This is a genomic window from Clostridium sp. E02 (assembly GCF_003833015.1).
Taxonomy (GTDB): domain Bacteria; phylum Bacillota; class Clostridia; order Lachnospirales; family Lachnospiraceae; genus Lacrimispora.
Genome location: NZ_RJLQ01000003.1, coordinates 172,668 through 196,984, shown reverse-complemented (window position 1 = coordinate 196,984; position 24,317 = coordinate 172,668). Strand labels below are relative to the sequence as shown.

Here is a 24,317-nt window from a genome sequence, read left to right as displayed (position 1 = left end):
TGCTTACTTTAGTACAGGAAAAAAGGAGTAAATGTATGGAGGAGTATATTACATATGGTGATTTAAAAATTAGATGTAACATCAAAATAGAACGTATATTGGATCTTTCCATAAAAGAAAGTATTGGTACCCATGCCATAGCTATGGTAAAAGCAGAGCTAGAGCCGGGTAGTTTTTCTGTATCCGGCGAAGAGATGAATAGCCAGCCTATAAAGATATATCGTGTGGAAAATCAAAAAGAAATTTTGCTTTTTTCAGGTGTAATTAGTAAAATTTGTGTAGAAAAGGAATCATTTTATGAGATTCTTTCTCTCACTTCTTACTCATTGTCATGGCTTATGGATCTAGAAAAAAAAAGCAGATCATTTCAGGATTGTAATAAGTCAATTTCGCAATTGGTTCAAAATATAGCTGAGGAAACTTCTTTTACTGTGCTGTCTTCTGCACCAGATCAGGCAATCACAAAACCTTTCATTCAGTTTGAGGAAACGGATTGGGAATTTATATTAAGATTATCAACGCACCTTCATATACCAGTTATCCCAGCGGCTGATTACGAAGCAAGGGGAATATACCTGGGATTTCAGAAAAAAAGTGTACCCCTTAAATTAAATGTTTTAAGGGAACAATGGTGTATGGATGCGGATGATGCAATAGCGCTGAACTGTAAAACCAGAGAAGCCTCTTATTATGAAGTAGATACTTATCAAATCCTGCATTTGGGACAATGTGTTAGCTACAGAAATGAAATTATGTGGACATATAGTGTAAAGATGAATCTACAAAAAGGAGGATTGCACTGTACCTATAAGTTATCGGGAATGAATCACGGAGTGTATCCAACAATATATAATTCCTGTATAAAAGGCGCTTTATTGACCGGGACAGTACTGGAACGCAGGGAAGAGACAATAAAAGTCCACTTGGATATGGATAAGGAACAGGATGCAGGCAAAGCGTTTTTTTATCTATGGTCTCCTGAGTTTGGAAATTTACTATACTGCATGCCAGAAACAGGAAGCAAGGTTCGTCTCCAGATTCCAAGGGGAGATGAGCAGGAAGCATTTGGCGTGAGCTGCGTACGTGAGGCTGGGCAGGAATGTGCGGAATCACTGGATCCGGATAATCGGTGGTTTCGTACAACGACTAAGAAAAAGATGGAACTTAAACCATCGGATATTAAATTGTCTGCGGACAAAGGGAAGTCTGAGATATCCATGCAGGATGGATTTGGTAATATGATTTACAGCAAAGGGGAATTATTGCTTCAGGCAAAGGGAAAAGTTACATTGCATGGAAGAAGAATTGAGCTGATAGCACCCACTGAGGTTACCGTTGTAAAAAGAAGGTTGGGAAATCCGGCAGTGGTTAATATCTGCCACAATTTGGATTGTATAGGAGAAAATACGATTTTAAATAACCGGTATGGTTCAGAGGGGAGAACCACAGGTCCCAGTTCCGATATAGAAAATCAACAAAAGGTGGATAAACGGACAGAAGAAAGGAGGAAAAAGGATAAAGAGAAGATGCAGCTTAAGATGAAGGAATTGTCAGAGGACAGGGGAAATACCTATGAGCTTGGACCATCAATCGTAAATGTCATCTCGGCGATACCGCAAAGTATTGAACAGGACAAGCTATCCCAGATTGCAGCAGGATTTCGACCGATAGCCGGGAAAATGAAAGGAGATTAAGAATGTCATATTCTGTTATTAATGGAGCAGTAGGAAAAAGTCCGTTAATCGATAAGATAAACCAGATTCCAGTCTGGCAGTTTAAAAGCGGGGCTCAGGAAGAGATGGAACAACTGGTTTCTGGGCACAGTGAGGTAATCTGCCAGTCTGTCCAATTTTCGTTTGATGCGTGCAGAAGGGAAATAAAGGAACAGTTGCATCGCTTAAAATTAGAAACGGGGGAGGCAGATGGAGCAAGTTGCAGATAAATCTCTTTTTTTTGGTGGAAGGCTGGCAGTGCGCATTCCGGATTTCTTACATCCAATGGAAACCAACAGAGCAGAATTCATGTACCCCTATGAACAAAGACCTCAGATCATTTTAGAGGATACGAATGCACATCGGTTTTGTACTTTTTCTCTTTTAAAAGAACAAAAGTTAGCAGCAGTTCAGGTAGAGTATGCAATACAATGCATAACCAAAGCAATCGTGGGGCTGTATCCTTCATGCTTGTTATCCGATCCACAGTTAGTCCCAAAGAAGGATGGGGCATGTGGCTGGTTTTCTTTTCGAAGTATGATAAGAGAAGGAACACTACAAAACTTCATGTATGTATACTCTGTGGATGAGTGCATGATGCTTGGAACAATGGGCTGTTTTATTGAGGATGAGGTAGGAAAAAAGCAAATGTTACAGATGATGGAATCATTGGAAGTTCCCGAAAGAAAACCATCTTATGTCAGGAGCAGTCCAGGTTCTTTACAGACAATCGGGAGACATCACGGAGGGGGGAAATGAAAAAAGGTGTTTATGTAGATGAAAAAATTATCGGGTTACAGAACTTCTTCAAGAAAAGAACCAGTGCATATGATCTACGGACAGATGAAATCCCTATTCGGGGAAAAGGGGTAAGATTTGAACCATTTCCTATGTTTAACGGAAAGGTGATTGCACGAATGCCCCATAGCTTCACAGAAATGCCCGAGATGATTGCAAAGATCAGATATATAAGCAGCAGTCGACCGGCGGTATTGCTCACCAATGAATATTATGATGATAATTTTGGTTTTCATCTATTAAGGCGCGAGGACATACATGAGTATAGCAATTTAGACGAACTTATAGACCAAATGCAGGACACGGTTAAGATTCATGCACCGGAGACTGTATTTTATAGCAGAGGGAGTATTCCTTTAGCAAGAGCCGATGGCAGGTGGTTTGAATACAAGAACTTTACGCTGGATGAGGAAACCTATAACCTGCAGTTTCTGGTTGGTACGGAGGAGTATCTGTTAGTGGGAACCTTTAACTGCAGGATGTGTTTTTATGATGAATGGAGAGAACCAGTGTTAAAATCGCTGGGGTATATAGAGTTCACAGGAAAAGGAGAATTGAAAAATGAGAGCAGATAAAATACATATTTCTCAATTTGAGTTCCTGACACTGGAGTGCCTGGAAATAGACCGGGAAGTGGGGGAACATGCAACCGCTTTTATAAGCGGATATATTCGTGATAAGGATGTGGAGGTTTACAGAGGTAAATTACTGGAACGCATGTGGGTGAATATTACTGGAGAGGATGAAGAAGGGAATACCCAAAACCTTATGACAGGACTGATTGCCGGATTTTCCTTAGAACCGCAGCCTCATGCCACCAGGCTTACCCTCACACTAAAAAGTGGAACATTTCTAATGGATGGGAACAAGCATTATCGTTCTTTTCAGGATACTGGATTAACATATCTGGAGGTATTAAAAACCATAAATCAGTCGTATGGGGAAGCGGATGTAAAAGTAAATGGCGGTCTTGAGGCATCCACCATAGACTTTTTATTGCAATATAATGAGACTGACTGGGAGTTTATCAGAAGAATTGCCAGCCGTTTTGGTATGGCTGTAACACCTGCGATCACCAGAGAAGGGGCTTATTACTTTGTGGGGAATGCTAATTTTTCAACGTACACCATGTCTGAGTCTACTCGCTATAGTGTCAGCAAGCGGGTTGACAGTTATATGACACAGGGGGGGAGCGGTTCTAATCCACTTATGGAGCAGGATTATATGGAATACCGCATTACTTCAAGAGATATTTATGACTTATGGGATAGGCTTGTGCTGGGGAACGAAGGTGGGTATGTCTGCAAAATTCAAATTAAATATGTGCATGAGGAGTTAACTCACACTTATACCTTACGACCGATCAATGGCATGCGTGTAATGCTTAAGTCAAATATGGACCAGACAGGCTGCTCTTTTTTAGCATCTGTCAGTGAAGTCCGTCAAGATCGGGTAAAGATTGAATTGGCAGGGGACGAGAATACCGGCCAGAATAGAACGAAATGGTTCCCTTATTCCACTGGATATTCTTCCCCCGATGGTGCGGGCTGGTACTGCATGCCAGAACCAGGGGACCGTGTACGCCTGCAGATACCAGATCAGATGGAGGAACATGGTTATGTCATTAGTTCTGTACATATGGAAACAGGAAAAGACAGGAAGAATCCAGATCACAAGTCATTTAAGACAAAATATGGAAAGGAATTACTGTTTACACCTGACAGTGTAGAACTTACTAATAACAAAGGGATGTCAATCAGTATAAAGGATGAGGAAGGAATACAGATTATCAGCAACAAAGATATATCGATCTCTTCTAGGGGTAACATGACCGTTTCCAGTGAGGATGCATCTCTTGTTATAGCTGGAAAAAAGCAGATTAACATCAAACAGGGTGGTTCGGGATTGTTGATCGATAAGGACATTACATTCACCGGTGGAAAGATAAGGATACAATAATGGATCGAAAAGAAGAGTTTACGACAGCTTTGGAACCCATCTTGCCGGAACAATTTTCAAAAAGCAGCAGGTGTATTACATCGCATTGCGAAAAACATAGTAAGGAGATCGTACATACGTTTCTGGAAGCTTTCAAAGCAGTGGTAGAACAGACCACAATTCTTCAAGACGAGAAGAAAAAAGGAAAGATAAAATATATTCTTTTTTCCCATTTGTACAGCAGTATGTTTCTGCAGCACTATCTTATCAGGATCGATTTAATGGATCCTGCATTTTACAACGATTCTTCTCATGCCGTGTCTTATTGGGATGCCAGATATATATATGAGTTTTTCGAGGAGGATGTGGAAGCTATCAGGAAAAAACTTGGTAAAAATTTTCCCAGAATCCGTGAATATGAAGCTGATTATATACGCTATGCGTATGCACCGTATTATCATCGTTTGACCAAGGCATTTTTACAAGCAATGTTTGAGGAAGCAGTGTCAGAGAGCAATTTTTTGCCACAACGAGTGCGGCTGGATCGTTGTGCGAGGATTCTGTTTGGAGAGTATATGGGAGAAGCCGACGTTCTTTTTCATCTAGGAGAGGAGTAAAAATGAGATATTTCATGATATATGCTGATAAAAGGAACCCACAGCCACGATTCTTGGACTGGTACACTCAAATGAGACCAGGCAGATCGGATCGTCAGATATATGAGGAGCTTTCCAGGCAGAATCATTTTCAAATAGAATTGAATCGGGAACTGTCATTTATGGACCTGATTTGCCATCCCTGTTTTATGGTTTCAAAGGAACTGGCGGCGTTAATTCGAATATATAGTCCGGAAATTCAGTTTAAATATGCAACCTTATTTGATAAGGAAAATCGGAGAAGTGCTTATTATCAGATTCCTAATTTACCGGAACTTGATTGTTTGGATGCAAAGAGTGAGGTAAGCAAAGATAGAAGTGTAATTATGAAAGGTATTTTGAAAAAAGAGAAAATACAAATGCACTCTATTTTCAGACTTGGAGGTATAAAAGGAAGATATCTTGTGGCTGACTTGAACTTTGTAGAGAGTGCCTATCGAAGGGAAGTTATGGGTATGAGAATAGAGGAATTTATGATAGAATGAGAGGAGGGTGTCAATGGGATTTTTCGATTGGATGTTCGGGAAAAAAGAAGAAAAACCACCGGAGCCACTGGTGCTAGGGGCTGAATTACGCTGCCCGTATGGGGACCATGACAGTTATTTATATGTGGATTCTGGCGGTATTGATGTCAATAATCTGCCAAAAGCATGTGTGGAGGACTGTAAGGCATTTCATAATATTCAATCATTTGGGTACTGCAAGGAGGGGGGATTCTGTGAGGACTCAATGAATTTGGCGGAAAAATGGGAGAACCCGGAACCACAAGGGGAGAAGATAAATGGGAAGGAAATTATAACAACCAAATCTCTTCTATCCTGTAAAACATGCGGGATGGAATTTAAAATTATTAACTCAGGTCAGGATGGAATTTTTGCAAAACAGATTCTACTAATTCAAGAGATGGATAAGAATTATCCAGGACTGCGGGAGTTATTGGATAATCCATATGGAAGCTTGTATTTAAATGAAGGAAAGTATGAAATGGCAATCCAGTTCATAGAGGACCGGATGAATAAGAGTGGGGGGAAGATTGCACTTTCTACTTTGTATAATGATAATAACCTTGAAGGGGAGTATATCAAGGGAGCGTTGGGACGTTTGATCATGCAATGTGATACGGGATCAACGGAGACGTTATCAAATGGGATAGTAAATACGTTTAGCAACAACGATAAAATTGGAAACAATGATATAAATTCACTTGTTATAAATAAAGAATTTATAAATCAGTTAAAGATAGTTTGTAAAGATGCAGAGAAGGAGATAGCGACAGTACCTTCTAAGAGATGGCAGGAAAAAAATAAGCTGTTTTTGAGTGTGGCAGCGGAAGTAGTAACTAATTTTGCTTATGGGGCGGTGCTGTATTACAGTGCGATTGGTGGTAGTGCGAGGAATACCCAAAGCAAGGCGAATGAACCTTCGGTTAAGCAAAGGAATACTAGAAGGTCTGGTACTAAGGGGACGGGTAAGACAAACTATGATAATATAAAGTTTGATTCCTTATCAGGTGATGATTTAACAAAAGTTACAACAGATATCCGAAATAATGGTGGCTCACCAATTGATATACCTGAAAATACAAGAGTAATTGCACAATCTAAAAATGGATATCAACAAGTGAAATATAAATGGAGTGATGGGAGTTATAGTTATGAAGCAAGATGGCATACTGAAACACCAGGAGCCGTACAGTATGATAGAGGAACAACGTGGGTAGTTACCAAAACAACACCAGGTAATGCAAATGGAGTGCAAAAAGTAGTGGAGGTAAAAGTTGGAGGTGCATGGGTTAATGAGTCAACTTGGAATCAAGCAGTTAAGGCTAATCAAACAGGAACAGCTACTGAAGCACAAAAGCAGATGCTGCAAAATGGTCATTATCTGGCAAAATAAGGAGGTACTATGGGTAATATAGATAATAAATACTACTTAGGATTTGAGGGAGAACCAGAGATAATTATTACAGTTGTTCAACAAAACAATGAAAAATCAGAAATAAGTTTATGGTCTGGTTATTTTGATAATATAATGCAGCAAATTGCACCAGTAGAAGGCAAATGGACAGCATTAGCATATTATTATAATCTGAATATAGGGTGGTACGATGAAAGTCCTTGGTTAGTAGAAAATATTAAAGATGCATACGAACAATTTAAAGGTATAGATAAGTATAAGCTTGATGACTTGGAAGAAGAAATACATGAAGAAATACTTGAGTTATTTAAAAAATCTATTGAAGAAAATAATAAGGTATACATATCATATGAGTAATGTAAAAAGTAAGTTAAATAAAATTATGAGGCATAATAAAAATTATATTCATTTATGCTTATGCTTTGGAGTGAGAAATGCTATGGATTGAATTATATTATTTCTGAAGTGCAGCCACACAGGCACCTTGAAAGCCTTGGGATTAGCTGGTTTCAGAGTGGTTGCAATCACTTAACAGGTGACTTTTGCCTTATGTATAGCCACCTAATAAAAAAGAAGTGTTTTGATTGGAGTCCTTATGCAGTCGGCATTGCCGGCTGCTGTAAGCTGGCAGGGGCACCGTAAGGTGAACCTGCCTTTAACCAGCATTATTTTCGACCCCATGGTTCATCCCTGCTTTTGTAGCAAAATAGGGCGAGAAATTTTCGGTTCAGGAATTTATAAATGGTTGCGATTGTGCGACTTGAGGGATATGGAAAACTGGCCTATATGCGACATTTTTCTGAAAAAGCAACCGGAAGACGAACAGGAGGCAAAGCAATCCAAACAGCTATCAGGTGCAATGAGAAAAGCCTATATTTTTCAGATTTGCCCAACAAGGCTTTTTATTGCCTGATTGGCATAATATGTTCCACCATTGGTTTTAAAGGTCACACACGGGCAATATTTTACGGCACAGGGCAAAATGAAAGTGGTATATAGATCTTGTTTCACCAGAAGTTTAGCCAGACCGTCTACCCTATGGTTCATGATGAACAATGGGATTTACAGGAAATTGGTTCTATGGTAAGCTGAGGCTGCCGGGGGTCACAGGGGGTAAGAAATACTCTTTCTGTAGCTCCCTGTTCTGTTCTTTTTTCTGCCGTTCCATCTCCTAAAAATAAATCCAGAAATGACTTGCAATCCATTCCATACAGAGGAAGGTTCACTACATGCGTTTAATGATATTATAGATAATTATGCAGGTTAAGCAACAGAATTTCCGCTAGTTGGTGGAGATGGTGTAAAACGTTCTCTTTATCAAATTGAAGGATCTCTAAATGGAAAAAATGGAATATTTGAATGGATTGTAGATCCAGATCCTGTAAAAGGAGTAACACACCGCAGGTTCATAGAAGGTGTACGAGTAACTGGAAAGCCTAATGCTAGACCATAGGAGGTAAGAATTGTATAATATAGAGATATTTGAGGATTGACGTTGTATAATTAAGTTGTAACACCAAGGTATAGTTTGGTAAAATAACCTACATCAAAGGAGAAGTTACAACATGTCAAACAATCGTTATGATCCTGAACTCAAAGAAAAAGTACTTCGCCTCTATCTGGAAGAGGGAAGAACTAAAAAAAGCCTTACTGAAGAATACAATCTTGGTAGCGGCACACTCACATACTGGTTACAGCAATACCGCAAAGAATGCAAAAGCAATCCAACTAAACAAGAAGAATCTGACGCATATGCTGAAACAAAGCGTTTAAAAAAAGAATTAGAAGAACTTAAAAAGGAAAATGACTTCTTAAAAAAAGCGGCAGCATTCTTTGCGAAGGAAATAGATTAGCACAATACCAGTTTATCCAGAAATATCATTCTAAATTTGGCGTTCGATGGTTATTGAAAAAGTTTCATATTTGTCCCAATGCTTACTACAATTACAAAAAGGATAAAAAACAAGAATATCGTAAAGAAAAGGCATATATTCAACGTATCATGGTTGCCAAGTACCATCGTGAGGAGGGCATTCCAGGCTATAACATGATGCGTGATTATCTTGAAAACGAAAACGGAATCATTAGATCTGCACTTACCATTCATCATTATATGAAGGAATTAGGGCTAAGATCAATTGTTCGAAGGAAAAAACCTGGGTACAAAAAAGGAGTTGCAAACGGATCAAGGGTCGCAATATACATCGAAAGATTTTAATGAGTTTTGTGAAAAAAAACATATTCAGCAAAGTATGAGTAAAGCGGGCTGTCCGTATGATAATGCAGTAATGGAACGTTTTTATAATACGTTTAAAAACGAATATCTAAACATTCATCGCTTCAAAACCAATGAAGCTTTAGACCAAGGTGTTTATGATTTCGTTTATATAAAATATAATTACATAAGACCACACCGTTATAATGGAGGTCTTACACCTTATGCAGCACGATGTGCTGCGTAGGGAATGAAACTATACACAGGTGTTACAAAAAAGCTTGACACCGTCAGATGCTAATATTTTTTTAGACTGGTATACTATATATTATGGTATAAAGAATAATTATTTAAAAAATGAAATAGCTAATCAGTTTGTGATTAGTGACATGGAAAAATTTATTTCTTATATGCCTATTACAGATAATTATATACCTATAGAACATACAAAGGAAGAGAATGAAAATAGATTGTTAGCTAATTTAGATTCCTTTATAAATGGAAAATTAAAAGAAATAAAGAAGAGTTGAAATTGATATTAAGTTAAAAGAATATATGTTAATAATTATTGTGACCGAGGGCGATCTATTACAGTTTGATAGAGGTTTGCTCCCTAAATTCTTATGTATGGGAGTCCTCAGTAAGTGCGACTCCGGTTAAGACACTAATTCTAGGAAGTTGCCCCAATGAAAAAAATTCTTAGTCCTCATCGCGGGCTAATGTTATCAGAGCCGGGGAAGTTTTTGCCCCCAGCTCTTTAACCTGCATCATTTTTGCCCCCATGGTTCACCCCTGCTTTAGGAGTAAAATAGGGTGATAATCTTATAGTTCAGGAATGTTATAAATGGTTGCGATTGTGCAACTAGATGGGTTTGAAAAGCTGGCATATATGCGACATTTTTCTGAAAAAGCAACCGGAAGACAAACAGGAGGCAATAGCAATCCAAACAGCTATCATGTGCAATGAGAAAAGCCTATATTTTTAGATTTGCCCAACAAGGCTTTTTATTGCCTGATTGGCATAATATGTTCCACCATCGGTTTTAAAGGTCACACAGGGGCAATATTTTACGGCACAGGGCAAAATGAAAGTGGTATAGATCTTGTTTCACCAGAAGTTTAGCCAGATCGTCTAACCTATGGTTCATGATGAACCATGGGATTTACAGGTAATTGGTTCTATGGTAAACTGGGGCTGCCGGGGGTTACAGGGGGTAAGAAATACTCTTTCTGTAGCTCCCTTTTCTGTTCCTTTTTCTGCCGTTCCTTTCTTCTGAAAACACATCCAGAAATAACTTGCAATCCATTCCATCCAGAGTTAACATCAACAACCAATAAAAGAAATAACTTGTCCTACCACCCATTGGTTTGTTGTAGATAGGCTGTCGCCCCCTTGCGGACTCATAAAGAGTTAACGCTGTCATCTGAGGTTGCCGGTACGGGAACTGATTGGCCCCCAACAAGATCTGGAGGGAGAGAATTGCAGAAAAGAGAAAATCTGCTTTATGTGGGGATTGACCTGCATAAGGAAAGTCATACCGCAGTGATGGTGAACTGCTGGAATGAAAAGTTAGAGGTAGTCGTGATAGAAAACAAGCCCAGTGAATTTAAAAAGCTGGCAGAAAAGGTAAATAGAAAATCCAATCACCTTGGGCTTGAACCCATTTACGGATTGGAGAATGCATACGGCTACGGCAGAAGTCTAGCTGTCTGGCTGATTGAAAAAGGTTACATTGTAAAAGACATTAATCCTGCCCTGGCATATGACCAGAGAAAAAGTGCACCTATGCTCCGTAAAAATGATGAGCATGATGCGTATTGTGTGGCAACGGTTCTGATTAACCAATTGCATACGTTGCCGGACGCAAAGCCAAAAGATAATGAATGGACGTTGTCACAATTGGTAAATCGGAGAGATTTACTGGTGAAAGATGGCATCCGGTTTAAGAACGGACTTCATGAACAGATATCAATGGCGTATCCCAGTTACAGTAAGTTCTTCAGTGAGATAGATGGGAAATGTGCTATGTATTTCTGGAAGACCTACCCATCTCCTGTTCATTTGCAGGGAAAGACAGCAGAAGAACTAACAATCGAATTTAAGGAAATATCCCGTATTGCCAAGAAAGATAAAGCGGAGTTGATTCTGGATTGCGTTCAGAATGATGGAAATACATTTCGGGAATATCAGGAATCCAGAGATTTTATCACAACAAGTTTGGTACGGGATTTGGAACATCAAAAAGAAGAATTAGCAGGGCTTGATCAAGAAATCGAGAAAATCCTGCTTAGTTTTGATTACAAACTGACCAGCATGCCAGGTATCGGAACTTCCATAGCAAGTAAGTTGATTGCAGAAATCGGAGATATCCGAAGGTTTCCCAATGCAGATAAGCTGGCAAGATTTGCGGGAGTGGCTCCTGTAAAATTTAGTTCCGCCGGAAAAGGCAAGGAACAAAGCTCCAGGCAAGGGAATCGTCAGTTGCATGGACTGTTTTATTTTCTGGCAGTAACATTGGTTTCCAAACCAAAGAACGGAATACCCAATCATCCGGTATTTTATGACTATTACATGCGAAAAATCGGCGAAGGGAAGACAAAGTCTCAGGCACTGGTTTGTATTATGCGCCGATTGGTGAACATTGTGTACGGGATGATGAAAAATAAGACAGAATACAGAGAACCGATTTGAGGAGAAGAACAGTAATTTTTCTATTTAAAAACAGCACAAAGATGTGCTATACTTTTTTTATATGAGTACGAATTTTCATCGTTCGTCACATACCTCAGTACTCCACCTGAGGGGGCGGGTGAGGGTATTAAAAATGGTACAGGACGTGGATATAAGGTAGACTCAACTATGTATCCTGATGACGAAGCGGCAGGCGTACTAAGAAATGGAGAATATGTCAGAAATCCAACAGCTCATAATATTAAAGATTATGTTAGTTAAGGCTCCAATTATTTGGGGAATAAGAATATGAATGGAAAATATATGTATGCTGTTGATATGGATGGATTCAATTTCAGAAAAAGGGTTGTTACCACGGAGCAGGCAGTATGTTCACTTATCACAGGATATTGAAACCGCAGAGAACGTAGGGAAAAGACATGATAATAATTCTCGAATATTAGTGATTGATTCGCTAAGTGCTTGGAATGATGGAATAAAATTTTATTATGGTAATGAGAAAGTATGGCTGGCAGATATGGTCCCAAGTAAGTATATTTTAGAAAAATAATAACATATCTCAATAATTAAAAAATACCAAGTAAGTGCCTTGAAAAGCTTAGAATATGACTATTTCTGGTTGTGTTCTAAGCTTTTTTATGAAGTTAATTTGGTAATATACTTTATGACTTTTATCCCATTTATGAATTCATGCTAATAAAAAAATTTCCAATCAACTTGATTTGTAAAGGAGCCTTTCAGGAAGTTGATATGTAAAAGGTGAATGGAAACCAGAGATTGATATAGTTGTAGGATATACGGTAAAAGATGGTATAACATTACCAAGTTTACAAGGTCCAGTAGGACCACAAATTGATCTACCATTAGATATATATCTACCTGGAGGCGCAAAACAAATAAATAGTATATTAGACAAAAGTGCAAATGTTATGGACTATTTTGATATTACTTCTATCTCAAAGATAAAATAAGGAGAGAATTAATGATTGAGAACCTTAATGTAAGTTCTGGTTGTGTAATTTGGAAAAGCAATGAACGCAATATTATTTTAAACGTCGAGGATGCTTTTTTTGCAACAGAAGATGAAAAATTAGAATTGATTCAAGTTGAATCAGGTAAAGATTTTTAGCAACTAAGGTTTATTATTATTCTTATGATGGTAATTTAGAATTGTACTATGATTTAAATCTAAGTGTTGTGAATTGGATTTATCAAGGCAAACAGAAGAATTTATTTATTAATCAATTAAAACAAGTAATCTTCTTACCTCAAAAGCAGAAAATATTTATCTTATCTGATGGTGAGAAGCAAGAACTATATGGTTATAATCTAATAGGAGATTATTTATTTAAAGTAAATCAGCCTGTCGGATTTAAAATGCAATATTTTGCCTGTTCAAAAGATCAAATATCAATAGTATGCGATGGGGATACCAGCTGCATGGACTGTTTTATTTCATGGCAGTAACCATGGTGTCTAAACCCAAGAACGGAGTACCCAATCATCCGGTGTTTTATGATTATTATATGCGAAAAATCGGTGAAGGAAAGACAAAGTCTCAGGCATTGGTCTGTATCATGCGCCGTTTGGTGAACATTGTGTACGGAATGATGAAAAACAAGACGGAATACCGTGAACCGATTCGAGAAGAAGAACAGTAATTTGTCTATTTAAAAATAGCACAAAGACGTGCTATAATTTTTTTAATTGAATACGAAAATTCACCGTTCGTCGCATACCTCAGTACTCCACCTGAGGGGGCGGGGCAGAGTCAAAGTATAAGTAATAAATTCCCTAAAGATAACCAAATAGGTAAAAAATTTGACTATATAATAGAAAATGGACAGCTAAAATTAAACAATGGTATCAAAGAGGTCGATTTTGTAGTGGATATGGAATGTAATTTAAATATTGGGCGGGGACATTCTTATTTAGCAAATGGAGAACCTGTTCAGGCGGCTAGTACAATGAAAGTAAATTCACAAGGATATATTCGTAATATTACTAATGAATCAGGGCACTATCAACCTACAGTTTCTCAAGCACAAAACTATCCACAAATATTAAAGAACATGGATTTAAACGTGGATAATTCATGGATAAGAATTGGGGATTTTGAAACATCGCTTTCGAATTATGTTATAGATGAAAAAATATTTTATAATGGTCCAGTCGGAAATATGTCTAAGTAGAGGAATATGCATGGAAAAATTAAGAGAAATGAATCGAGATATCTTTAAAAATAATTTATTAAAAACAATTGAAGAGATTAAAAATGTGATGAATTTAAATATTAATGAGGCTAAATTTAAAATTGTTGCTATTTCAGAGCCTGATAAACCTTTAAATGCTAGAGATGATTCAATGAGACTTATAGCATTAAGTGAAAAAAATATTGGTTCTAGGTTATTATCTTTGGATGATGCTACAAGGCTTTTATCATGCAAAGCCCCATTTGTACCCATCTGGATAAATGTATCATTTTTGAAATATTATGCGGTGTACCTACGCAGACACCTTAAAATCTCTCTAAATTGGCTGATTTCAGAGTGACCATAACCACCTGACAGGTGACTTTTGCCTTATTGACAGCTACCTAGTAAAAAGAAGTGTATTGTCCATAAATCCTTAAGCAGTCGGCATTGCCGTCTGCTGTAAATCGGCTGGAGCGCCGTAAGGTGCACCTGCCTTTAACCTGCATCATTTTCGACCCCATGGTTCATCCCTGCTTTTGGAACAAAATAAGGCGAGTGAAGGAAAGACAAAGTCTCAGGCATTGGTCTGCATTATGCGCCGTTTGGTGAACATTGTGTACGGAATGATGAAAAATAAGTGCTATACTTTTTTTATTGAATACTAATTTTTACCATTCGTCGCATATCTCAGTACTCCACCTGAGGGGACGGGTAAGATTACTAGTAAAATCTCCCCTGAGATGGAGGCAAAGATCCTAGAAGGACAAAGAATTGGAACAGGTAATAAGGTTATAGGTGGACATTCTCCTAATGCTGTCAATAATAATAGCCCTATCTTCGCTGTAGAAGAAGTAAAAATAAATCCGGATGGGACAAAAGTGGTTAAGTACTATAAGCAATTTCCTGATGGTAATGTTTCTAGGCTAAAAACAAGTACTATATTTTCTGATAATTGGTCAGATGATGCAATTATTGGTGCAATTCAGGATGTAGATTTGGAACATCAAAAAGAAGAATTAGCAGGGCTTGATCAAGAAATCAAGAAAATCCTGGTTAGTTTTGATTATAAACTGACCAGTATACCCGGGATTGGAACTTCCATAGCCAGTAAGCTGATTGCAGAAATCGGAGATATTCGAAGATTTCCCAATGCTGACAAGCTGACAAGCTGGCAAGATTCGCAGGAGTAGCTCCTGTAAAGTTCAGTTTCGCAGGTAAAGGCAACAAGCAATAACAGCATTTCAAGACGGTGTTGCAACAGAAGCACAAAAAACTTCAAACGAAGGTTATTATTTGGTTTGAAGGTCTGTTTGTTGATTTTATTTTAAATTATTATAATTTATAGACAAATTTTAACAGTTTAACCCCATCCATAAATCCATGTTGATACAGAAAATTTTCTTCTGATGCAAGTAAATTTGTGAGAGAATCAATGTAATATTCAACCAGTTCCTTCTCTTTGCTGGGTAAATGTTCAATAAAAATTTCTGCCTGTAAAATTTGCTCATCTCCTTCTTTGATTTGTCAGGCTGATTTTTATTGAATATATCAAGTAGCATGTTGATACGTTCCTGAATGAACATATCCAGTAATTCTTGCTCCGTCATAATGAGTTCCTCCTTTGACAAATACAATACTGGAATATTTTCAGGAAGTCGATATTGGAAACCAATAAAAGTCGTTGGATTTATTGGTGAAAATAGATAGAAAATTATAAAAGATAAGCGGTATATCTTAGTAAAATAAGTTAGAGATAATTTATGAGGTGTACCTATGCAGACACCTTGGAAAGCCTTTAACCAGCATTATTTACGACCCCATGGTTCATCCCTGCTTTTGTAGGAAAATACATCTTTTTCAGATTTGCCCAACAAGGCTTTTTATCGCCTGAATGGCATATATGTTCCACCATGGGTTTTAAAGGTCACACAGGCTCCCATTTCTATTCTTTTTTCTGCTGTTCCATCTCCCCCAAATAATCCAGAAATCGCTTGCAATCATCATTTGCATAAAGGGAATAGGGATACATTATATATAATAATGTATTGTGTATTATTATACAAAAAACGTTGTTAAAATATGGATACCATGATATAATATTACAAAATCCGCCTCGTAAAAAAGGTTTAAAGTTAAACTATTTATACATAAACCCGTAAAGTGAAGTGGGGATTTACAGGTATCCATGAATCACGATTTAAAAGATGAATTCGGATATCTTTATTAATGTTTTAACGGTATGGTGAGAATCTTAAAGTGACTCATAGATCAGGTATATAATCAGAAAAATCTTATGCAGCGGGCTGAATTTAGAGCAGCTACAATCACAAATTAATCCCCATTTTCTTAATAATAGTTAGTTTGCAATGAATCCCATAGCCAGGATAGAGGAGGCGTTCGTAATGAAACTGATATAACCATGACTAGTTTGGAAGGGCGGGCTAAAGTTAATAGAAAATCAAATACCGGGGGGAGATAATCATGTACAGATTACTGATTGTGGATGATGAAGAAAAAATTGTGAATGGTTTGTACGACATATTCATAGACATAAAAAAATATGATTTGGATGTCTACAAGGCTTATTCAGGTGAAGAAGCAATTGAATGGATGGATAGAACAAGAATTGACATTGTACTTACCGATATCCGGATGCCTGAGATCAATGGTTTACAATTACTGGATGTAATTTATAGAAATTGGCCTCAATGCAGGGTTATATTTCTTACTAGCTACAGCGAATTGGAATATGTATATAAAGCAATTCGGCGCAATGGTGTTAGCTATATAATGAAAACAGAAGACTACGAGAAAGTGATAAATGCAGTTGAAAATACCATTGAGGACATACATAATGGAATAAACATAGAGAAATTAATTCATTCCGCTAAAGAACAGATAAATATGGCACTAGAGCTATTTCAGAAAGACTATTTAAAACGTTTGCTGCATGAAGATTCTTCACAGAATATAACTCAGTCACAATTTGACCAGCTTGAAATTCCTATGTATTCGAACAAGCCTGTTTTATTGCTTCTGGGTCAGATTGACAATTTTCCAACTGACTTATCCTATAGTAGTAAAATACAATACCTTTATTCCGTAAGACTCATTATTAACCAGTATTTAAAGACTAACATTACAAGTGTTTGTGTGATGGATGAAACTTATCGATTTGTTTTGTTCATACAACCGAAGGGACTGTTTGATATAAGTCAGATACAAACAGAAATAGCAGCCGGTTATAAAAAGATCGTTTCATTTCTGAAAGGAACTCTTGAAGTGATTCAGACTGTCTGCAGAGAGTCTCTAGATGTATCCATTAGTTTTGCGTTAAGTGGAGAGCCCTGTAGATGGGAGAACCTATCAGAAAAATATTATTCTCTGAATCAGTTGCTGAATTATCGAATCGGCATAGATATCGAAATGCTATTAGTCGATAATGAAATCAAAAACGATATAATTAATACCAGTTCTGAAGTGCCGGAAATGGACGCTGATATCAAAGCACTTGAGTTATTGATAAGGCAGCAAAGAATGGATGCGATTGAATTATACCTTGAGTCAGGACAGAAGGACAAGTTTTTTGAAATCCTGGCCCAATGGGGAGATCCTTTAAAATTAATTCAGAGTAAAAACAGCAATGCAGCAATCGAGGCATATTATAAGATTTCATTGAGCCTTCTGTCTCATATAAACCGATGCAAGCTTACTGAAAAAATTGCCTTCCATCTCGATCAGAACAGACTGATGCGAATCGATAAATTTGATTCCTGGGAAGAGGCTGTAGAATACATTTATCAATTATCCAATGTGATTTTCAGGCTCCAGAGCGAAGAGAAAAAAAAGAGAGCGGATAAGGCAGTTAATTATATACAAAAATTCATTGAAGAGAACATAAGTGAAGATCTTTCACTGGTAAGACTTTCCGAACAGGTCTTTTTGAACCCATCATACCTTTCGCGCCTATACAAACAGGTTTTTGGTGTCAACCTATCCGAGTTTATAGATCGTGTTAGAATTAAAAGAGCGAAGGAGCTATTGGAAAAAGAAAACGTTAAAATCTATGAAGTTGCGAAAATGGTCGGATACGAAACAGCTACATCCTTTACGAGATTTTTTAGGAAAGGAACTGGTCGCTCTCCACAAGAATATCATAATGAAGTACTGTTAAGTAAACATAAGTAAGATTTAAGTTATAACAGTGGCAGATACTTTCATGGTTTCAAATGGGTAAATAAATGATAACGAAGTAAAAATATGACTATAGTAATGAGGTTCTACTAAGTTTATTATGTAAATATAAAGAAGCTGTTATGTGCGGTATTTGATGGACCCAATATGAACAACTTAAATGTGTCGGCCTAGTAGGATAAGTATTATTAGTTTCAGGTGTAGGAAGAATATGATTCAATAAGAGGGGAGGGCGTTGACAATACTGGCATTAGGGAAACGTTTGTAGACTATTATGAGGTAAATTAAGTTTATCGAATTAAAAAAAGGGGTGAAGATGATGATGAAAAAACTATTTAGTGCAATCTATACCATGTTGTTGTCTGTGGCACTTTTAGGTGTTACAGCAATCACTGCTTTGGCGGCGCCTCCGGCAGGGTATGATCAACAACGGAGCAACATTCCCCATGGGAAAGTAACTACGGTAAGCTATCATTCAAATACAACGGGTACGGACCGTAAAGCTAATATCTATACGCCTCCAGGGTACTCCGCCAGTCAAAAGTACAATGTATTGTACCTGCTGCACGGCATTGGAGGAGATCACAGAGAATGGTTAAATGGTCGTCCGGATATTATCCTGGACAACCTGTATTCAGAGAACAAATTGGCTCCAATGATTGTAGTGATGCCCAATGGCCGTGCCATGGCAGATGACCGCCCGGTGGGCGATATTTATTCGGCAGATAAGGTGGCAGCTTTTGAAAATTTCCAATATGATTTATTAAATGATTTAATTCCCTATATACAATCCCATTATTCGGTGCTGACTGACCGTGAAAATCGAGCCATTGCGGGATTATCCATGGGCGGAGGGCAATCCTTGAACTTTGGGCTTAAATACATGTCCTCCTTTGCTTATGTAGGAGGTTTTTCCCCGGCACCGAATACTAATGCACCCAGTAAGCTGGCGCCGAATCCGGCACAAGTCACCCAGAATATGAAAGTTCTTTGGGTTTCTTGCGGGGAACAGGACGGTCTATTCAATGTAGCCAAGGGGGTACATGATTATCTAGAACAGAACAATGTTCCTCATAACTGGTACCGTGCTCCTGGCAACCATGATTTTAAATTCTGGAAGGATAGCTTTTATCAATTTTCACAATTGATTTTTAAAGGGACAACGCCAACCCCTGATACACAGTCAGCTTTTTCACAGATTGAAGCAGAGGGGTATAAAACCCAGTCGGGAGTCCAGTTAGAAAACTGCAGCGAAGGTGGACAGGCTGTTGCCTATATTGAAAACGGGGATTATGTGGTCTACAACAATATTGATTTCGGTGATGGTGCCACAGGGTTTCAGGTAAGAGCAGCGAGTGGTTCCAGCGGTGGGAATATTGAAGTCAGGTTAGATAGTCTGACTGGTCCTCTGGTAGGGACTTGCAAGGTTGCCGGAACTGGCGACTGGCAGTCATGGGCAACTACGACGTGTGATATTAGTGGTGCAACTGGGGAGCATGACCTCTACTTAAAGTTTACTGGAGGGAGTGGATATCTGTTTAATCTAAACTGGTGGAAGTTCACGAAAGGCACACAAACACGCATTGAGTGTGAGAATATGACCAAAGGCGGGACCTATGCGGGCAATCTTTCATCCCCCTTTGGCGGAATAGCTTTGTATGCCAATGGAGATTATTGTGCCAATGATTTTAATTTTACCAACACAAAAACGTATACCATTCAGGTACGGGGGGCTTCGAATAATAGCAGCACGGCAAAGGTGTCGGTATATGTAGGAGGTGTTAAGAAAGGTACCCTAAGTTTTACAGGGACGACTCCTTCTCTTCAGAGCATGAATGTATCGCTAAGCGCAGGATCCCAGCAAGTAAAGCTGCAGGTTGACGAGGATACCGGCACTTGGGATGCATTTGTAGATTATTATGAAATAAATTAAAACCTGACTTTTCAAACATAGCAGCTGTAATAATAAAAAGATGTCCCCAAAGATGGTATCTACCATTTTTAGACATCTTTTTATTTTATCCAAGATCAAGAAAAGGTGTAATTTAAATAGTAACAACCGATATGAATGCTTTGTTACGTAAATATATAGTGGATATTATTGAATTATCATAGTATAATACCAATTAATATTTAGTTGTAATGACAAAATACAGGAGTTAATACAAAGTGGTTTTGAAAGGATAAGCAAATAAATGGAAATAATATTAAAATACAAACATATTTTGGTAATCACGGCAATTCTTTTGATGTGGACATGTATTTCTGCCTGCTCTTCACAGGAGTCATCTAAACCGCAGACAGAACAGCAGCGTGCATCTGAAAGACTGCCCGTATTGTCTGGGGCGGCAGTATCCACGAAAGCAGCACCTGTTGGGTTTGACTCGGCGGAAAGCGCCGTTAAAGCTTATCTGCTGGGGCTTAAGGCCAGTGATTTTAAACGAATGGCAGATACCTTCTCTGCAGAAAATAACGTAGATGATATTCTGTGCCAATATACAATCCTATGCGGAATGGATTTAAATCCCAATGACTGCATAACATTAAAAGATAGTGAAAACATAAAACAGTTTTTGGAGAAGCTGAAGGGACAGATGGAGGCAGTGGATTTTGGATCTATGAAGCTGCTGGGATTTATTCCTCCGGATTCGCTCTCAGATGCATATAGCACGGACGCACATCAGAATAATATGGTTAAGATGGCAGAAAAATATGGCGGTGAAAATATAGAAAGCTGTGTGGCAGCCATTGAACTTGGAAAGAAAAAGTATATCCTTTTCTTTGATGTCTTGGAACGCGATGGCCAATGGTTTAATCTGCAATTAGGTGGAATTTTAGCCAATATGACAGGTGTAGAAAGGGGTATCGTTGGAACCATACCGTTGGATACAGAAGATGAGAAAACGCTTAAGAAGTTAATGCCCGATTTATCACAGAACTTATTTGAGCTGGGAACAGAAGAAATTAATGTAGAGGAACCTTCAACCTTCATCGTCGAATCAGAAGGATTTGATTCGCCTCAGGAGGCTGCAAAAGCCTACTTGGGAGGTCTTAAATCCAATGATATAGATCAAATGATAAGTGCGTTCTCGGTAGAAAGCTATGTAGATCATTATAATTTACAGGCAAGTTTAGAATATGTACAAGGGTATTTCTTTATGCAGCAGGAGTTAAATCTGCCTGTTGTAAATGATTTTTCAAGAGACTTAAATATCCAAAGCAGGAAAAAATATATTATAAAGGATATCATCAAACAATATGCCGCCCTTTTTGCTATAAGTAGAACTGATTTGAGCGATGCCAATGGAATGGAAGAGGACTATATTTCTACAATATCGGCAGAATTGCCGGAATTTGATTTGAGTTCCATGAAAATCCTGGGGTATCTACCCCCTGAATCGCTTTCAGAGGTATATGGATCAGAACGAAGCCTGGATATAAGGACCCGGCGAGCGAAGGTTTGCGGTGCCAACAGAATGGAAAGCTGCGTTGTTGTTTTTGAACTTAAAGGAGAGAGGTATTGTTTCTGTACGGATGCAGTAGAATATAAAGACAAATGGTATATCAAGCAGCTTGGTGGCCAGATTTCCACTTTGTTAACAATACCCGTTAATTTAGTAGGAATCATGCCGGTTTCAGAGCTGGACAAGCCGGAAATTGAGTTATTAATTATTCCTAAATAAATAAAAATACCGGATTTCAGATTTTTGGAGTCCGGTATTTTATTGTATGACAGTCCTCACTACAGCTTTTGTTTCAAGTAAGAGCGCAGCCTGATTCATTTGAAAAAAATATGGAATTAGGCTTCGAAAAGTCAGGCCCATGGTGTAAAATATAGTTGTGTTACCAAATCGGTTATAATGCACTGATACAACAAGGCGAATGATTGAATAAAAAAGATGGGTTAGGGGGACTGCTAGGTATGATAATTAATCCCAAAGAGTACGTAGAAATGTTGGAGGATAAGACATATTGTAATCTATTGAAGGTAAGGGATTCATTATTAAAGGAAATCCGAAAATTTGAAAAATATAAAGACAAAGATAGAATTGGTGATCAACGGATGTCAACCCCTTCACCGGAAGCAACATATCATATGAACTTACAGTATCTAGGAAAAATTTGTGAGATGATAGCTGAGGTCTACATTCCCCACTGTATTGAGGGTAATACAAAAGAAACAACTGATTGCAGTGTTCTATTAAATAACATAGAAAAATTACATTCCACAGAATCCGGAATACAGCGGATAAGAAAGAACCTAAAACTCGACGTAGATGATGCGGTTGATTGGTGTGTAAAAAAAATCATACGGACAGATGCTTTGATATCTAGAGAGGGGAAAAATTGGTATGTAATCGTAGAAGGGTGTAGGATTACCGTGAATGCCACGAGTTATACGATTATCACGGCTCACAAAGAAAACAAGAAATGTTAGGTATTTATATAGAAACGGAGAGGGAAAGGAATGGAGCAGGGAAATCACGTTTATATCGCTATAGATCTCAAGTCATTCTATGCCTCAGTTGAATGTCTTAAACGTGGGCTAGACCCATTAACCACCAATCTTGTAGTTGCGGATGCAAGTAGAACCGAAAAAACCATTTGCCTTGCAGTATCCCCATCCTTAAAATCGATTGGGATTTCTGGGAGATCCAGGTTATTCGAGGTTGTGCAGAAAGTAAAAGAAGAAAATGCAGTTAGAAGAAGCAAAGTACCAAATCGAACCTTTACGGGCGCATCCTATGATGATACTAAATTAAAGGAATCAGCCGATTTGTCACTGGATTACATTGCAGCACCACCGAGAATGGCTGAGTATATCCAGTATAGTACACAAATATACAATATTTATTTAAAGTATGTGGCACCAGAAGATATCCATGTCTACTCGATCGATGAGGTATTTATGGATGTGACACATTATCTGAAGACAGCAAATCTTTCTGCACGCGAATTTGCGATGAAGATAATACGTGAAGTTTTACAAACGGTTGGAATCACTGCAACCGCTGGAATCGGAACCAATCTTTACCTTTGCAAAATAGCAATGGATATCGTAGCAAAGCATATACCAGCAGATAAAGATGGTGTGCGGATAGCAGAACTAGATGAAATGACATATAGAGAAATTCTTTGGACTCATAAACCACTGACAGACTTCTGGCGTGTAGGCAGAGGATATGCCAAGAAATTAGAAGAAAAAGGAATGGAAACAATGGGGGACGTGGCAAGATGTTCCGTTGGGAAGAAGAATGCGTATTATAATGAAGATTTGCTATATAAATTATTCGGAATAAATGCAGAGCTATTAATCGACCATGCTTGGGGAGTTGAGCCATGTACAATTGCAGATATAAAGGCGTATAAACCGTCCACAAATAGTCTTGGATCGGGACAGGTTTTACAGTCCCCCTATCAATATGAGAAAGCAAGACGTATTGTACGTGAAATGACAGATCTTCTAGTTCTTGATCTGGTGGATAAGCGTCTTGTGACAGATCAAATGGTTTTGACCGTAGGGTATGATATTGAAAATCTAATACATCCGGATATAAAAGCGAAGTATCATGGATTGATCACAACCGATCACTATGGACGACAGGTTCCAAAGCATGCACATGGAACTATAAATCTTAAATGGCCTACGTCTTCTACAAAGGAAATTATAGATGCCGTTATGGATTTATACACCAGAATTGTAGATAAGAATTTATTGGTTCGGAGAATAAATATCACAGCAAATCATGTTGTGAATGAAGATTCTGTAGAAAAAGAGAAAACCTACGAACAGCTTGACCTCTTTACCGATTATGAATCCAAGCAAAAGGAAAAAGAGGAAGAGAGTGCAGAACGTTCACGAGAAAAGAAGATGCAGCTTGCGATTCTCGATATAAAGAAAAAGTATGGCAAGAATGCAATACTAAAGGGGACAGACCTTGAAGAAGGTGCTATGACAATAGAAAGAAACAAGCAAATTGGAGGTCATAAGGCATAAGA

At 38.1% G+C, this 24,317-nt stretch carries 25 protein-coding genes and 1 pseudogene; 25 read left to right on the top strand and 1 reads right to left on the bottom strand.

Features of this window, described 5'->3' with window-relative positions:
- Positions 1 to 35 precede the first annotated feature (35 nt).
- The 20 genes and pseudogenes from EFT72_RS03295 to EFT72_RS03210 all read left to right on the top strand — a co-directional run bounded on the left by EFT72_RS03295 (position 36) and on the right by EFT72_RS03210 (position 15,313).
- Positions 36 to 1,694, top strand: coding sequence for a contractile injection system protein, VgrG/Pvc8 family (locus EFT72_RS03295; protein ID WP_124065482.1), 1,659 nt, complete (start codon positions 36 to 38; stop codon positions 1,692 to 1,694).
- Positions 1,695 to 1,696: 2 nt separating this feature from the next.
- A complete protein-coding gene (locus EFT72_RS03290) occupies positions 1,697 to 1,942 on the top strand; it encodes a hypothetical protein (protein WP_124065481.1) in 246 nt (81 codons plus the stop codon).
- The gene (locus EFT72_RS03285; RefSeq protein ID WP_124065480.1) at positions 1,923 to 2,471 is read left to right on the top strand and encodes a hypothetical protein; all 549 of its coding nucleotides are present in this window, start codon (positions 1,923 to 1,925) and stop codon (positions 2,469 to 2,471) included. The genes EFT72_RS03290 and EFT72_RS03285 overlap by 20 nt, the downstream gene beginning before the upstream one ends.
- Positions 2,468 to 3,085: a hypothetical protein gene (locus tag EFT72_RS03280; RefSeq protein WP_124065479.1), complete on the top strand. Its 618-nt coding sequence runs from the start codon at positions 2,468 to 2,470 to the stop codon at positions 3,083 to 3,085. The genes EFT72_RS03285 and EFT72_RS03280 overlap by 4 nt, the downstream gene beginning before the upstream one ends.
- Positions 3,072 to 4,469 (top strand): contractile injection system protein, VgrG/Pvc8 family, encoded by a 1,398-nt coding sequence (locus EFT72_RS03275; RefSeq protein WP_124065478.1) that lies wholly within the window; start codon positions 3,072 to 3,074, stop codon positions 4,467 to 4,469. Before EFT72_RS03280 ends, EFT72_RS03275 begins: the two co-directional genes overlap by 14 nt.
- Positions 4,469 to 5,065, top strand: a complete 597-nt coding sequence (locus EFT72_RS03270; RefSeq protein ID WP_124065477.1) for a hypothetical protein — start codon at positions 4,469 to 4,471, stop codon at positions 5,063 to 5,065. The genes EFT72_RS03275 and EFT72_RS03270 overlap by 1 nt, the downstream gene beginning before the upstream one ends.
- 2 nt (positions 5,066 to 5,067) lie before the next feature.
- Positions 5,068 to 5,589, top strand: coding sequence for a hypothetical protein (locus tag EFT72_RS03265; protein WP_124065476.1), 522 nt, complete (start codon positions 5,068 to 5,070; stop codon positions 5,587 to 5,589).
- A gap of 13 nt (positions 5,590 to 5,602) precedes the next feature.
- Positions 5,603 to 7,000: a PAAR-like protein gene (locus tag EFT72_RS03260; RefSeq protein ID WP_124065475.1), complete on the top strand. Its 1,398-nt coding sequence runs from the start codon at positions 5,603 to 5,605 to the stop codon at positions 6,998 to 7,000.
- Positions 7,001 to 7,009: 9 nt separating this feature from the next.
- Positions 7,010 to 7,378: a dihydroorotate dehydrogenase (quinone) gene (locus tag EFT72_RS03255; protein ID WP_124065474.1), complete on the top strand. Its 369-nt coding sequence runs from the start codon at positions 7,010 to 7,012 to the stop codon at positions 7,376 to 7,378.
- A 238-nt stretch (positions 7,379 to 7,616) separates the two neighbouring features.
- Positions 7,617 to 7,934 carry a hypothetical protein gene (locus tag EFT72_RS03250; protein WP_124065473.1) on the top strand — a complete coding sequence of 106 codons (318 nt, stop codon included), beginning with the start codon at positions 7,617 to 7,619 and terminating at the stop codon, positions 7,932 to 7,934.
- A gap of 652 nt (positions 7,935 to 8,586) precedes the next feature.
- Positions 8,587 to 9,483 (top strand): annotated as a pseudogene (locus EFT72_RS03245) (integrase core domain-containing protein).
- 19 nt (positions 9,484 to 9,502) lie between these two features.
- The gene (locus tag EFT72_RS03240; RefSeq protein ID WP_124065472.1) at positions 9,503 to 9,766 is read left to right on the top strand and encodes a DUF2247 family protein; all 264 of its coding nucleotides are present in this window, start codon (positions 9,503 to 9,505) and stop codon (positions 9,764 to 9,766) included.
- Between the two features lie 314 nt (positions 9,767 to 10,080).
- Positions 10,081 to 10,203, top strand: coding sequence for a hypothetical protein (locus tag EFT72_RS19760; protein WP_279221931.1), 123 nt, complete (start codon positions 10,081 to 10,083; stop codon positions 10,201 to 10,203).
- 513 nt (positions 10,204 to 10,716) lie between these two features.
- The gene (locus EFT72_RS03235) at positions 10,717 to 11,928 is read left to right on the top strand and encodes an IS110 family transposase (protein WP_124065471.1); all 1,212 of its coding nucleotides are present in this window, start codon (positions 10,717 to 10,719) and stop codon (positions 11,926 to 11,928) included.
- 307 nt (positions 11,929 to 12,235) lie between these two features.
- Entirely contained in the window at positions 12,236 to 12,478 is a 243-nt protein-coding gene (locus EFT72_RS03230) for an RNA 2'-phosphotransferase (protein ID WP_243109928.1), read from the top strand.
- 432 nt (positions 12,479 to 12,910) lie between these two features.
- Positions 12,911 to 13,057 carry a hypothetical protein gene (locus EFT72_RS19115; protein WP_164473058.1) on the top strand — a complete coding sequence of 49 codons (147 nt, stop codon included), beginning with the start codon at positions 12,911 to 12,913 and terminating at the stop codon, positions 13,055 to 13,057.
- Between the two features lie 328 nt (positions 13,058 to 13,385).
- A complete protein-coding gene (locus tag EFT72_RS03225) occupies positions 13,386 to 13,589 on the top strand; it encodes a hypothetical protein (RefSeq protein WP_206426600.1) in 204 nt (67 codons plus the stop codon).
- Positions 13,590 to 13,814: 225 nt separating this feature from the next.
- Positions 13,815 to 14,120 (top strand): hypothetical protein, encoded by a 306-nt coding sequence (locus EFT72_RS03220; RefSeq protein ID WP_124065469.1) that lies wholly within the window; start codon positions 13,815 to 13,817, stop codon positions 14,118 to 14,120.
- Between the two features lie 10 nt (positions 14,121 to 14,130).
- A complete protein-coding gene (locus EFT72_RS03215) occupies positions 14,131 to 14,481 on the top strand; it encodes a hypothetical protein (RefSeq protein WP_124065468.1) in 351 nt (116 codons plus the stop codon).
- 382 nt (positions 14,482 to 14,863) lie between these two features.
- Positions 14,864 to 15,313 carry a transposase gene (locus EFT72_RS03210; RefSeq protein ID WP_124065467.1) on the top strand — a complete coding sequence of 150 codons (450 nt, stop codon included), beginning with the start codon at positions 14,864 to 14,866 and terminating at the stop codon, positions 15,311 to 15,313.
- Between the two features lie 162 nt (positions 15,314 to 15,475).
- Here EFT72_RS03210 and EFT72_RS03205 read toward each other — a convergent pair whose 3' ends face one another.
- Positions 15,476 to 15,730 carry a hypothetical protein gene (locus EFT72_RS03205; RefSeq protein ID WP_124065466.1) on the bottom strand — a complete coding sequence of 85 codons (255 nt, stop codon included), beginning with the start codon at positions 15,728 to 15,730 and terminating at the stop codon, positions 15,476 to 15,478.
- 874 nt (positions 15,731 to 16,604) lie between these two features.
- Between EFT72_RS03205 and EFT72_RS03195 the strand changes: the two genes are divergently transcribed.
- The 5 genes from EFT72_RS03195 to EFT72_RS03175 all read left to right on the top strand — a co-directional run bounded on the left by EFT72_RS03195 (position 16,605) and on the right by EFT72_RS03175 (position 24,315).
- On the top strand, positions 16,605 to 18,311 hold the full coding sequence (locus EFT72_RS03195; RefSeq protein WP_124065465.1) for a response regulator: 1,707 nt from the start codon (positions 16,605 to 16,607) through the stop codon (positions 18,309 to 18,311).
- A gap of 322 nt (positions 18,312 to 18,633) precedes the next feature.
- A complete protein-coding gene (locus EFT72_RS03190) occupies positions 18,634 to 20,250 on the top strand; it encodes a carbohydrate-binding protein (RefSeq protein ID WP_124065464.1) in 1,617 nt (538 codons plus the stop codon).
- Positions 20,251 to 20,512: 262 nt separating this feature from the next.
- Positions 20,513 to 22,000 carry a hypothetical protein gene (locus tag EFT72_RS03185; protein ID WP_124065463.1) on the top strand — a complete coding sequence of 496 codons (1,488 nt, stop codon included), beginning with the start codon at positions 20,513 to 20,515 and terminating at the stop codon, positions 21,998 to 22,000.
- Positions 22,001 to 22,239: 239 nt separating this feature from the next.
- Positions 22,240 to 22,755, top strand: coding sequence for a DUF3781 domain-containing protein (locus EFT72_RS19875; protein WP_347561832.1), 516 nt, complete (start codon positions 22,240 to 22,242; stop codon positions 22,753 to 22,755).
- Between the two features lie 30 nt (positions 22,756 to 22,785).
- Positions 22,786 to 24,315 (top strand): DNA methylase, encoded by a 1,530-nt coding sequence (locus EFT72_RS03175; protein WP_124065462.1) that lies wholly within the window; start codon positions 22,786 to 22,788, stop codon positions 24,313 to 24,315.
- Positions 24,316 to 24,317: the final 2 nt, after the last annotated feature.